The organism is Caballeronia eucalypticola, assembly GCF_047608185.1.
GTDB lineage: Bacteria > Pseudomonadota > Gammaproteobacteria > Burkholderiales > Burkholderiaceae > Caballeronia.
Genome location: NZ_JBLKRU010000030.1, coordinates 1 through 12,860 on the forward strand (window position 1 = coordinate 1; position 12,860 = coordinate 12,860).

The following is a 12,860-nucleotide window of genomic DNA, read 5'->3' on the forward strand; positions in this document are numbered from 1 at the left end:
CGAAAGCCATTTGATGTGACCCGCTGCTTCGCATAAGAGTTACGACGGCGACCGGCAAGCCCTAATCGTCGACTGGCTAGAAGCCACCCAATTGAATGGGATGCCGTGCCGCCGTCCCCCGAAGCGCAGCAAAGCGGATCGCCCGCAACGCGAGCCAGTTCTGGATTGGTGCCGGAGGTTTGGCAACCACAAGTATTGTGCAAACCTGATGGACGCGTTGCGGCACCAATGTTCTTCTGGGGTGGCGAAGCCACCAGGGCGAGAGGCAATTGATGTACGCCGATCGCTTGAGCCTGATGGGTGTCTGGCGCGATCCGTCGCAGCCATGAATTGAAGAAACGGGTGCGATCGGCTACTGCATTCGGTCAGTGGAATCGATATCGGCCGCTTAGGCAGCCGAGGGTGTTGTTTGTTCACTTGACACTTGGTCCGCTAATGGGTGTTTGTTCACTTGACACTTGGTCCGCTAATGGGTGTCGACGATCTATGTGGAGGTGTCGAATGTCTGAAACTGGCCGAAACGAACCGTCAGCGCACGCGGATCTGATCGAACACCTTCATGGATTGGCCATCATGACGGTCACGGGGCCATCCACATCATGATTCGCTGTCAGCGGTGACACGCGACAGTATCCACGCCGCTGGCAGCGGCGACTTGCAAAATAGCGTCAACCACAATATCGGGTCGCTCTGCCTGAATGAAATGGCCGCTTTTTGCCACCAACAAGTGACCCGATAGCGACTGGGCCGCGGTTCGCTGCTGTACATCGCGCCATAGCGCTTCTCGTTGTGGAGTGTCCTGATGGTCTGTCGCTACGATGACCATTAAGGGCACCGGGGGCAGGGGCGGCCCGGACAGCAGCGCAGCATTGGACGGGGCAACGCCAGCTTCCTCGGCAGCGTCCACTGTGCCGGATTTCGGCGGAACCTTTGAGACAAAGACTCCGGGCGGCTCAAGTGGGCTGGATGCATCAACAAGCACGATTCCAGCAACGCTATCCGGATGATTGCGGGCGAAAGCCTGCACATAGATCCCTGCGAGAGAATGCCCGACTAGGATGTAAGGCCCAAACAATCCTTTGGCGCGAAGTTGTTCTAACAAACGGTTTGCAACATCGACTGCAAGAACCGGTTTGCGTGGGGCCTCCGCTGCGGGAGCATGTTCAGCGCTGGAGCGATCAAAAGTAACTACTGTGAAACATTGTGCAAGGTCTCGCGTGACGGACGACCAGCTACCTTGCGCGTCGCCGCCACCTGATTGGAGCACGACTACAGGACCGTGTCCCTCAACAGTAATTGCAGAATAAGGCGAGTTGCTTATAGCGAAGATGGGATTGCCAGGCTTGTTGTAGGAGGAACAGCCGACGGCTGAGAGCGACACAGCTACCAAACCGACACAAAGACGGATATCCGTGCTCAGATAAAATTTGAAAAGTTGAAGGACAGCTTGTCGAAGGACAGTCAGTTTTTCCATGGCTGTTTCAAATGTCCAGTGCAACGGCCGGGTCGGACAGAATTTCGGACTTGGCGAAGTTGCCGATGAAGCACTCGCCAAGCCCGTAACGACCGAGTGTCTGCGTGCCCGTGCCCACCCCTTTACACGATACGGCAAATCCGCATGCAATAAAGGACCTACAGGCGGTGTCGCAGGGATGCCCATAACTACACCACCGACTGCAGTACCAGCGCGTACGTTTTTCATGACTTGCATCGGGGAATCAATCTGTGTTGGAGTAATCGACACGCGCAACCGCGGCTAGAGATCGTATCGATTGTCAACGCATTCGGCTTGTCTCCACATGGCCGACAGCGCCCCCAGCGCGTTCCCTCGGCAGACAAGCTCATCGCTTAGTGGGCTGATAGAAAGCCCACACACCCGCGGAGACCTCTGCCGCAGCAAAACGACGGAGCCCGCTTCCAGCCCCGATCGTAAAGATCCGCATGAGATGCCGCTGCGATTCATATTGAGGGTGAGGCAGCTCAACAGGCAACTCGGGCGATCGAATCCAGTCGAACGACCAGGGGTTCCAGCCCGAGATTCTTAGTTCCTCTCCCTCGGCGACCACGCCAACAGCCTCCCACGATTCCATAATTGCAGCCTCGATCACTTTAAACGGCGATTGCTTGCAATTCGGCCCGTTTTCGCTTTATCTATTGCCGCGATCAGAAGGGCGATGTGCAAACCTAACCCTGCTGACTTTCCACTCGGCACGCCGGAGCGGGCTGCAATTGTCCAAGACTTAGCCGCCGACATATTGCGCTTGCCCTCCAAAATCTTGCACCAGCTCAGCCCCTCAGAGCGTGTCAAAGTCCTAAAATAATCTCGCGAATTCGCTACTTGGGACCTGCGCACAATAACGTGACCTCCAAACACCTTTCCTCGGCGCGCGGCGGCACGGTTGGCGGTGTCCCTGCGCTGTCCCAGTGACTACGCCGAACGGTGCGTAGTGATGCCGAGGATCGCCTGCGGAGCAGCGAACGGCACTCGCCAAAACAAGGACCATCTCAACGTAAATCCGGCATTGGTCTCAGAAAATGCAGTTCTTTTTCTCGCCCGATATGACGGACGGCGGGTGCTTCGTCGAGGCGACCCAGACCACCGTGTTGAAAACTTCGAGCCTGATCGTCGCAGAGAACGTTCCGTTGAGCGGGCATATTTGGCCATACCGACACCGTTGGATTTCTGAACCTGTGCTTCGTCAGCCTCGCAGCAGCATAGGCCGATCGGAGATTTTCGTGTTCATTCTCTTTGAATGAACTCACCTCGTTTGTACCATCGAGAGGGACATCGTTCTAGCGTACTTCGGATCAGTAGAATGCTCGTGCAAAGTGCAGCGTGTCGCCGTGCGTCAAGAGGAGGCAAAGTGAGGTGGCTTTCGCTTCGCGTCAGCAACCGCGTCCTTAAGAGCTTCAATGCCGGCGTTGGTGAATGCCGTTACGGCGATCACTTCATCTGGACCGGAATCTAGATTGTCAATTACGCCGAGGCACCCATCTTCGGGCTCAAGATTCATCAGCGCGATCTCTTCCAGCCAAGCCTCGGGCTCACCTAGCATTTTCGCGACACAGGAGATTGTATAAACGTAAGACGGTGCGGCCATCAGGATCCTCCTCCGAATGCCTTGGTTAAGCGACCGCAGCTCACACATACTCGTGAGCCAAGAGAGGGCTCGCCACCGATATCTGCAAGATTTTCAGTCGTCAATTGCTAAGTACACTGCTCGTCACGAAGCATCCGCGTTTTATCATGGTCGACCGCGTGATATCTCGAACTCGCTATATGCCCCCGAGTTTCGATTGCCAGCGTTTATACCAGCTGGCCGCCCGTGCGGGATTGGGTAGCTTGTCGCCCGCGGCGGCGGCATTCCAATGGTTATCCCAGTACAGCCCAAGCGTCCGAGCCGCGTCGAGATTACCGTATTTAAAAGCAATCTCGTATTGCACCTTGGCTTGCTCCGGATCGACCTCCATACCACGACCGAGACGCGCGCTATCGCCCAAAGCGGCCGCAGCAAGACCTTTCAATGGATCTTGTGCGTTGTCGTCCTTCAATACATCGGCCAATATGCGATTTGCTGACTCCGGATCCGCATCGCCTCCGGTACCCGCGAACAATGAAAGCGCGTATGCGACGCGCAGCGTCGGATGCTTGTTGACGCCCACCTGCTCAAACAGTTTGCGTCCGAGATAGGGTGCGCCGGCAATGCTCGACAACAGTAGCGCGTTGGCGGTGGTCGCGATCGCCTCAAATGACGCAAATCCCGATTTATGCGCCGACATGACATGCCGATAAAATTTTTCGATGTCCAACGCTGCATCGTGTCTTTTCAAGGCTTGCCATTCGAGATGCAACTGATTGAACCAACTTGCTTCCGACATTCTCCTCGCCTCTTTTGAAATACGGATGCGGCAACCATCATTAACTCGTCCGACACCATTAGCATGCGTCGAAAGATCATGTTCGTTGAAGAGGCCAGTGCGGCGCCTGAACTTGTCCGAAGCGAATCATCACCGGTTTGCCTGAATCCGGTTCGAACGCCACTGCGAGGTTGCTCCGGCCTATGCAAACGCACTTTGCGCTATTCGCAAATGACGCCACCGTTTTCCCAGCATCTTCCTTTGTTACGACTGTGTAGTCGCCATAGGTAGCCTGCCGCTAATTCTGACCCACGGCAGGCCACGTCAAGCCAATCTACGCTTTGTTGCAACAACGGCAGTTCTTAGAGTGCAGCATCCTTCAGTTTTTTCAGAGGGCGCACCTTGAGACGTACGGACGCCGGTTTTGCTGCGAACCACTTGTCTTCGCCCGAAAACGGATCTTTGCCAAAACGCTTCTTCTTCGCCGGTACATCTTGAGCCACGACCTTCAGCAAACCAGGAAGCGTGAACTCTTTTGCACCCTTCTTGTGAACGGACGCCAAAACTGTCTCTTCGAGTGCGGCCATCAGCGCTTTCGCAGCTTTCGGTTCGACCCCGGCGCGCTCAGCCAAATGCAAGCTCAGCGATGCCTTCGTGAACGAATCCTTGATCGGCTTCAATGGCGTAGCGTTTGCAGTTTTCGTCGCCGGCGATACGGCCTTCTTCGCACTTACGGTTGCTTTTTTCGCAACGGGTGTAGGAGCCTTCTTCGCAGACACAGTAGCCTTTTTTGCAGCAGGTGCTTTCTTCGTAGCAGTTGCCATGAGTTCCTCTAAATAGTTTAGGTTGCCCAAGACGCTTGCCTTTGCGAGGTCAACAACCGTTGTCTTTCGCAAAGGTAAAAATGTTCGGGTATTCACAGAGTAACAACCTCAAGTAGAAGGTGCAACGTTTGAGTCCCTAATTCGGGATGGTTTTCTAATTTGAAGGTGATCTGCACGTTGTCGGTACTTTTAAACAGCACAGCTTGAAGTCACATCTCGCGGAACCTTTATGAGCTGCGAGTACACGCCTACGGACTTGTTGACGAGCATCGTCTCTTCCTCGACTTGTGATGGCGCCCTCTCCCTCCTGGAAAATTATTGCGATTAATTACGGGACGTGAGCAACTTGTTAAGAAAACAGGCCAAATTTTCAGCAGCGATCTACAGCGACTTTGCTGAACTACTTTCCTAATGCGCTGCTAACTGGCATATTGCGAGGATGTCTAACAAAGGGAGCCCACATGCGTACACTTGAACAAATCCAGGAAAAACTCGCAATACTGCAGAGTCAGGCTGAAAAACTCATCGCGCAGAAGTCCCAGCTTGCGCTCGACAGCATCCGCGCACTCATGCTGGAACACGGCCTCACCACCGAAGATATCGAGACAAAAGCCAAAGAAAAGCGCGAAGTAGCCGCATCCAAACGCGCGATAGTGAAAACAGCCAGCGCTTCTCCGACGAAAGATCTGCGCAAGGGACCGTTCCCCGTTAAATACTTTGATCCCAAAACAGGGAAGTCATGGACCGGACGCGGTCGTGCACCAGCCTGGCTCGCAACGACAAGAAGTAAAAACAAGTTTCTGGTTGATGGCGCGGCTGCCTCGATTGAAACCGCAGACAGCGTAGACGCGTCCATCGCACCTGAAAGCTCGGCCAAGAAATCGTCAAACGCATCCGTGAAGAAGTCAAAGGTAGAGAAGGCGGCGGCAAAGAGTCCGTTGCCTGCTAAGTATCTGGATCCGAAGACCGGAAAGTCGTGGAGCGGCCGAGGCCCCGCGCCCGCATGGCTTGCCAATGCGCGAAACAAAAACCGTTTCCTGGTCGAAGGTGCAGAACCATCGAATTTCGGTGCGCCTGCGAAGACGCGCAAAGTTGCCAAGACTGCCAAAGCTCCAAAGTCTTCAGAGGTGACCGTCGTGGCGAAGAAAGCGGCGAAGAAAACCGCTGCAGCCAAGAAAGATCAATCTACTGGCTCACAGCCGCCGAAATATCTGGACCCCGTCACTGGCAAGACGTGGAGCGGACGCGGCCCGGCACCCGCGTGGCTTGCCTCCGTGGAGGACCGCAACGTATATCTTTCGAATCGAGACACTTCGTAAGCCAGCGCGCACTAATCCACGGTCCTGGAATGCGCTCTGGCCAACGAGCGCATACACGCGAGCTAACGCTGCGGTGTCGATGTACTCGACGCATACGCTGCAATCGTGCGTGCGAGCGAAGCGCTGGGTAGAACAGCGGCCGAAATCAAAGCGCGCTTTCGGGCTTAGCTAGACAACCGAGGCGCAGATTGAACGGCGGTCAGAGGAAGCTTTGGCGCATTGCATCCGCTGAGCGAACATCAGCGTGTGTCGAACGATTATCGCGAATTGCGCGAAAGGTCGGTGACGAGCGGACGCGATGACTCTCATCCACCCACTACGGCCCCTTAGCGTTCTCGATAACGGACGTTCGGGCTGCCTCCCGGACGGACGCTGTCTGCATGCGCCAAGGCCTCCGTTACTGAGGACTTTCGACGCCGCGACGTGCCTTGGATCGATCGGACCAGATCCCTTTCTTTTCACTCCTTGCCAGTTTCTCCGCTTCGACGATCCGCTGACGAAATGCCTGATACTGTTCTTCTGTCACGAGTCGCTGCGGCGTCGCCTTGATTGAAGACGAAACGCCAGATTCCGCTTTAAGCGCGCTTATGTACTCTACGGGATCGGCCATCACGCCCCCCGGAAAGTCGCCGTCCCTTACTAGAGAAACGTTCAGATTCTCGTCGCCGCTCTCAATCCACACATAGTTGATCGTGCCCAACTTCCCTCCCGTAGGCAGCGTGTCGACGACTATTACGTTTGCCTCCGGGTGATCTACAAGCCATTCACCGATTTTTTGGTCCACGCCGTCTGAGCGAGGAGAGACGAAAAATCCATTTCCCAAAAGACAATAAAGAGCCCTTTCACCGCTCCTCTGCGCAAATATTGACTTGAAATGCAGATCTTTAACGCTGAACGAAGTCTCACCGAAACAGGTCAGGGTAAAGAGAATACCCGCTAAAACTGCATATTTCAAAATGGACATGCGAGATCCTGTAGGCGTCGGCTCATGGACTCTTACGTTGGGCCAGATTAGCAGTAAGCGAATCGTGGACTGTCTTATTCAGTCGCTCCGAATTACCTGTTTTTGGCAGTACGTAGAAAGAGGCGGTGCCGCCCGCTCATTGCGACTGGAGAGCTCTCCAAGGGTTCGCTCTTCGGTAGATGAGAAGCAGTTTTCCCTGCCGAGTCGTAGATTGTCGCCGATCTCCGATTCGAAGTCGAACGTCTCGAATTGGCCGGATTTTGTTTCAGGCAATAAGGCATAACAAGCCATGTAACGTTCACGACATGAATTCGGCGACCCACCACGGGCTCGCAGCTCGGCTGGCAAGCGGCGGCGGCTTCATCAGCAATTTTCCGGCACACTACGGGCATCCTCGCTCAGCCGTACATGCCATGCCCTATTCGTTTAAGCCTACCGTTGAACAGCATGCGGTCGTAGATGCAGTTCTCAATGGCGGGGACCTGAAAATCAAGGCGTATGCCGGCGCCGGAAAGACTTCGACGCTACGGCTGATTGCCGATCATCTCGCGGGTAAGCGCGGCAGCTATCTCGCCTTCAACAAGGAAATCGCCCAGCACGCTCGCGGCGGCTTTCCTCCCAATGTCATCGCGCGCACGGTGCATTCGCTCGCGTATGCATCTGTAGCTCCGGCCCTGACCGCGCGCGTAAACCTTCCGGCCGAGCCTCCGCATGAATTGGCTTTTCGCTATGGGATCGGACCGATACAGGTGCCCACCATAACCGGTAAAACTGTCGAAATCACCCCGTTCGAAATCGGTCGGATGGTTGCCGACGGTCTGGGCAGGTTTTGCCGCTCGGCGGAGTTGCGGCCGGAGGCTTTCCACATTCCCCTGTCGACGAAAAGGTTCATGAAGAGGCGGCCGACTGGCTGCGCGAATCGTTGCTTCCCTGCGTAGAGCGCCTGTGGCGTGAAAGCACACGTCATGCTCTCGGTGCTTGATCTTCAGCGCCACGCACAGATCATCTACGTCGGTGATCCCTACCAGCAAATCTACGAATGGCGCGGCGCCGTCAATGCAATGGCTCAGATCGACGCGCCGGAGCGTGCGCTAACCGAATCCTTTCGCTTTGGACCTACATTCGCGACACTGGCGAGCCGCATTCTGTCTCTGCTGGGCGAGCGCACGCCCATTCGTGGCCAGGATGCCATCGGGTCGATCATGGTGGAGGATCCGAGTATCTCACCGTCCGTTGACGCCATTTTATGTCGCAAGAACGTGACCGCGATTTGGCAATTGGCCGCAGGTGTCGAGGCCGGTCACAAGCCGGCTATCCGCATGAGCCCGACCGAGATCGTGGCATTCGCCGACGGCGCTGACCTGTTGCTGGCCGGCAAGCGAGCCTATCGGCCAGCAGCATTTTCCCTGTTTGAAACTTGGAAGGACGCTCAGTCGTTTGCCCAGAGCGCGGTCGGGCGCGACTTGTTACCTATCGTGCGAATGGTCGACGAGTGTGGCACGGGCTATTTGCGGGAGCTGGCGCGACGCGTTACGCCCGAGGCAGACGCCGACTACGTGATCTCGACAGTACACCGCGCCAAAGGGCTGCAATGGAAACGAGTGAAAGTAGCCAACGATTTCCGTTTCAAGACAGTCGATGGGTGCCTGACGCTAGACGAGGACGAGAAGCGCTTGCTGTACGTGGCGGTGACGCGCGCACAGCATGTGCTGGACGTCTCCGACCTGCGCGAAGAGCTTTTGCGGTTGTTCAACTCGCGTTGATGACCTTCCCCGAATACCGGGCGACCAGCGCAATGGTTGTTCACTGATGAAAAAGGGGCAGAGATTGAACAACCTATAAGGAGCCGAATGCCGGTGCTCAATGATGCGCTAGGGTGCATCGTCTGACTAAATGCGGGCGGCGGCCTTTACCAGACCTATCGCTTCGCGGCGGCCGAAGCTTTGAAGCGGGGCAATCTTGTGGAGGTCCTTCAGAACTATGCCGGGCGCTCCCGACCGTTCTCCATCCTCTATCGACAGAATTGTCACCTATCGGCGAAAGTGCGTGCATTTGTTGATTTCTTCCGGTCAGCGGTAGGAGCATCGTCCGAGCAATTTTTGAAAATCAAAAAAAGACGGTTTGTGACTGGCCTAAGCGGAATTTCGACTTTTAGCGACAGGCGACACCCATTTAACAGAAACTTGATATGTTCGCCGAGGCACATTGTTATTCAATGTATATATTAGTTATCCTTACTATAATAGAACTTTTATCCAAACGACACTACTGCAAATCCGTTCATTCCTAAATTTACGGAATGTCGGCGTGCACGCTTTCAACTGATCTCAATTCAACTTGACCAGATGCTGCAGCGAGCGTGGTCCAGCAGCCAGTCCAGAACGAACGAGGCCGAAGGACTTAGGGACGCACTGTCTGGGTAAACGATGTGCTCTGCCAGCCCTGTCTTGATGCCCATATCGAGCGCACGCACGAGTAACGTGTCGCGGGCTTCCGCCGGAATGCTGTACGCGGGAGACAAGCCAATACCCTTACCTCCGCACATGGCCCGGTAGACGAGATCATAGTTGGACAGGCGCAAGAAAGGATGCAGGACCGGGTGACGGATGCGCGCCAGTTTCAACCAGTTGTCCCAGGAGGTAAACGATGAGATGCCATCGTCGTACTCGATCAGCGTCTGGCGGGTCAAGTCTTCCGGGCAAGAAACCGGGTGAGCATCCCTGTATGCCGGGCTGCAAACGGGGAATATCTCTTCGTCGAAAAGCTTCTGAGTTTGCATCCCGGCAACCTGAACGTCCCCGTATCGTATCGTCAGGTCGATGTGCTCACGTGCCGGGTCAATGAGCTCATCACTCGCGACGACGCGAATCTTGATTTCCGGATGTTCATCAGTAAAGGTAAGGATTGCTGGCATTAACCAGAAGCTCGACATCGCGACGCTTGCGGAAATGGTGACGCTCCGGTCATCGAGAGTTTCAATGACCGCTACAGCCCGCCGTATGGTCCCAAGGCTCTCGGCGATCGCTTGCTGAAAAATCACGCCAGGCCTCGTCAGCTGTATTTCCTTATGGCGCCGGACGAACAGCGGCACGCCGAGACGTTGCTCCAGAATCTGGATCTGCCGGCTGATCGCCCCCTGCGAGAGGCATAGTTCTTTAGCGGCGCGGGTAAAACTCATATGGCGTGCAGAGGCTTCGAACGCCGCAATCGTATTCAGCGGGGGAAGCCGCTTATTTGAAGATGCCACGGTATTAACTCCCGTTTAACCGATCGTATCGCCACGCTGAGCGGCCGATGTCGCATCAAAAATTCATGGTAGGGCCATATCTTAGGAGAGAGGCCGGACCCTTGCATCAGTTTTCGCATGCAAAGCCGCAGGAAAACTGCTTTGACGCACGATTTTTGAGGTTTGAGGATGTGCAGGTCGGCGCGGGCCGCGAACCTATAAAACGAGGGAATCCCATGAAGATCCTTGAAAGCACACTTGCGATATCTATCGCGTTGGCAGCCTCTGGCGCATTCGCTGACCAGGTGGTCAAGATCGGCTATGCAGGCCCCCTCACGGGGGCGATTGCTCATATCGGCAAGGACTCTCAATATGGCGCGCAGCTCGCAATCGATGAAGCCAATGAGCAGAACATCAAGATCAAAGGGGAGTCCGTACAGTTCGTCCTCGATGTGCAGGACGACCAGGGAGACCCAAAGACCGCTGTGACGGTCGCACAAAAACTGGTGGACGACCATATCGTAGGGTTGGTCGGACACATCAACTCCGGAGCGACGCTGGCTACGTCGAAGGTCTATAGCGACGCCGGGATTGCGCAGATTTCTCCGTCGTCGACGAATCCAATGTTCACGCGCCAGAGAATGAAAACCACGTTCCGGACAATAGGCGATGACCGGGACGTCGCGGATGCGCTCGTCGGTTATGTGGTCGACACCCTGAAAGCGAAACAGGTGGTAGTGGTCGACGACCGGACCGCATTTGGTCAGGCCTTCAGCGACGCTGCCGTGGAGAGCCTGGCAAGACGTGGCATTACGCCCGTCGGGCGCGAGTACACGACCGATCAAGCGGTCGACTTCCGCGGGATCCTGACGAATTTGAAGTCGAAGCAACCTCAAGTGCTGATCTATGGCGGCGTGGACGCACAGGCCGGCCCAATGCGGCGCCAGATGACATCGCTCGGTATGTCGGGAACGGTGTTCGCGTCCTGCACCATCGAGACCGATAAGTTCGTACAGCTTGCGGGCGTCGAGGCGGCAGAGGGTTCCATCTCTTCTGAGTCGGGTTACCCCATCAGCCAGTTGCCAAATGGCGCTGCATTCGAGAAGCGGTTCGCCAAGTACGGCAAGCCGGTCCTTTACTCTCCTTACGCCTACGACGCGGCCTGGGCGCTGATCAAGGCCATGCAACTCGCCAATTCAACCGCACCTGCCGACATCCTGGCCGCACTTCATAAAGTCTCTTTCAACGGGGTATCCGGTGAGGTTTCCTTCGACCAGAAGGGCGATCTGCGAACCTCGCACGTCAGCCTGTTCAAGGAGAGCAAGGGAACATGGAATCCCGTAGGTACGGTCGAGGTCAAGAGCCGGGGACAGTAAGTAGCGGAGTGCAGAACATTCACATCAGAGACCGAAATGAGATATTCCGCTGGCCGGCTATTGTGGGAAGGATTAAGAGACCAGAGGGGATGGACCCAAACCTGGAGAAGCCCTGCGCTCAAGCGAAATTATCGCTTCGTGATCATCGGCGGCGGTGGACACGGGCTCGCAGCCGCGTATTACCTGGCGAAGGTGCACGGCATCCGCGACGTTGCGGTCATTGAGCGGGGCTGGATCGGGGGCGGCAACACAGGACGCAATACGACGGTGATCCGTTCCAACTATCTGCTGCCAGAATCCGCGGCACTGTACGAGTTCTCGTTGAAGCTCTACGAAAATCTCAGCCGCGATCTGAACTACAACATCATGTTCTCGCAAAGAGGCATCGTCACATTAGCTCACACGCCACATGACATGGACAACGTCGTGCGCTGGGCAAATGCAATGCAACTCAATGGAATCGACTCGGAAATCATGAGCCGTGAACAGGTGGCGCAGATGATCCCCGCGCTCGATATGTCCAGCACCGCCCGACTTCCGGTTATCGGCGGGTTTGTCCAGCGCCGGGCGGGCACCGCGCGCCACGACGCCGTTGCTTGGGGTTACGCGCGCGCCGCCAGTTCCCTTGGTGTAGATATTGTGCAGAACTGCGAAGTAAAAGGCTTTCTGCGAGATGACCATGGTCGTGTTGTCGGGGTATCGACCGATCAGGGCGAAGTCAAGGCGTCGAGCGTCCTTCTGAATACAGCAGGCAGCACGTCCTTGCTTGCGCAAAAAGTGGGCATCACCCTGCCCCTGCAAAGCTTCACGCTTCAGGCCATGGTCTCGGAGCCGATCAAACCGGTACTGGATACGGTCGTCCTTTCGCCCGCAACGGGAATGTATGTGAGTCAGTCGGACAAAGGCGAGCTCGTGATCGGCGGCGGCCTCGACCACTACGTTTCCTATGCGCAGCGAGGCACCCTGCCCGCGCAAACCGCCACGCTCACCGCGCTGGCCGAGCATTTTCCCGCTTTCCGGCGCCTGCGCATCCTGCGGCAATGGGCCGGTATTGTCGATGTTTCACCCGACTCCAGCCCCATCCTCGGCGAAACCGGCGTCCCGAGCCTGCTGGTGAATTGCGGCTGGGGAACCGGGGGATTCAAGGGAATTCCGGTCGGCGGATGGATGATGGCTCATCACCTTGCCACGGGCGCGGCTCATCGGATTGCGGCGCCATTCGGCCTCTCACGTTTCGAGTCTGGCGCACTCATCGACGAAGCCGGCGCATCCGGTATTGCGCACTGAAGGGCC

The 12,860-nt window shown here is 56.0% G+C and carries 9 protein-coding genes and 2 pseudogenes; 5 read left to right on the plus strand and 6 right to left on the minus strand.

Translation table 11 applies throughout. The annotated features are described in order from the left end of the window. Positions 1 to 610 precede the first annotated feature (610 nt). From ACMX25_RS27580 to ACMX25_RS27595, 4 genes are all read right to left on the minus strand, one after another. Entirely contained in the window at positions 611 to 1,474 is an 864-nt protein-coding gene (locus ACMX25_RS27580) for an alpha/beta fold hydrolase (protein ID WP_414953175.1), read from the minus strand. Positions 1,475 to 2,849: 1,375 nt separating this feature from the next. Continuing rightward, positions 2,850 to 3,101 (minus strand): hypothetical protein, encoded by a 252-nt coding sequence (locus ACMX25_RS27585; protein ID WP_414953176.1) that lies wholly within the window; start codon positions 3,099 to 3,101, stop codon positions 2,850 to 2,852. A 175-nt stretch (positions 3,102 to 3,276) separates the two neighbouring features. After that, a complete protein-coding gene (locus tag ACMX25_RS27590; RefSeq protein ID WP_414953177.1) occupies positions 3,277 to 3,879 on the minus strand; it encodes a sel1 repeat family protein in 603 nt (200 codons plus the stop codon). A gap of 341 nt (positions 3,880 to 4,220) precedes the next feature. Then, positions 4,221 to 4,682, minus strand: coding sequence for an HU family DNA-binding protein (locus ACMX25_RS27595; protein ID WP_414953244.1), 462 nt, complete (start codon positions 4,680 to 4,682; stop codon positions 4,221 to 4,223). 461 nt (positions 4,683 to 5,143) lie between these two features. Here ACMX25_RS27595 and ACMX25_RS27600 point away from each other — a divergent pair, with 461 nt between their 5' ends. Next, positions 5,144 to 6,001: an H-NS family nucleoid-associated regulatory protein gene (locus ACMX25_RS27600; protein WP_414953178.1), complete on the plus strand. Its 858-nt coding sequence runs from the start codon at positions 5,144 to 5,146 to the stop codon at positions 5,999 to 6,001. A gap of 397 nt (positions 6,002 to 6,398) precedes the next feature. On the opposite strand, the gene ACMX25_RS27605 is transcribed toward ACMX25_RS27600, so the two are convergent. Continuing rightward, positions 6,399 to 6,965: a hypothetical protein gene (locus ACMX25_RS27605; protein WP_414953179.1), complete on the minus strand. Its 567-nt coding sequence runs from the start codon at positions 6,963 to 6,965 to the stop codon at positions 6,399 to 6,401. Positions 6,966 to 7,378: 413 nt separating this feature from the next. On the opposite strand from ACMX25_RS27605, the pseudogene ACMX25_RS27610 reads away from it, so the two are divergent. Beyond that, positions 7,379 to 8,728, plus strand: a pseudogene (locus ACMX25_RS27610) (ATP-binding domain-containing protein). A 144-nt stretch (positions 8,729 to 8,872) separates the two neighbouring features. Further along, positions 8,873 to 9,193, plus strand: a pseudogene (locus tag ACMX25_RS27615) (LysR substrate-binding domain-containing protein); the annotation flags it as partial. 104 nt (positions 9,194 to 9,297) lie between these two features. Here the strand turns inward: ACMX25_RS27615 and ACMX25_RS27620 are convergent. Next, positions 9,298 to 10,212: a LysR substrate-binding domain-containing protein gene (locus tag ACMX25_RS27620; protein ID WP_414953180.1), complete on the minus strand. Its 915-nt coding sequence runs from the start codon at positions 10,210 to 10,212 to the stop codon at positions 9,298 to 9,300. A 215-nt stretch (positions 10,213 to 10,427) separates the two neighbouring features. Between ACMX25_RS27620 and ACMX25_RS27625 the strand changes: the two genes are divergently transcribed. Together ACMX25_RS27625 and ACMX25_RS27630 are read left to right on the plus strand one after the other, a co-directional pair. Further along, positions 10,428 to 11,567 (plus strand): branched-chain amino acid ABC transporter substrate-binding protein, encoded by a 1,140-nt coding sequence (locus ACMX25_RS27625; protein ID WP_414953181.1) that lies wholly within the window; start codon positions 10,428 to 10,430, stop codon positions 11,565 to 11,567. 36 nt (positions 11,568 to 11,603) lie between these two features. Beyond that, positions 11,604 to 12,854 (plus strand): sarcosine oxidase subunit beta family protein, encoded by a 1,251-nt coding sequence (locus ACMX25_RS27630; RefSeq protein WP_414953182.1) that lies wholly within the window; start codon positions 11,604 to 11,606, stop codon positions 12,852 to 12,854. Positions 12,855 to 12,860 lie beyond the last annotated feature (6 nt).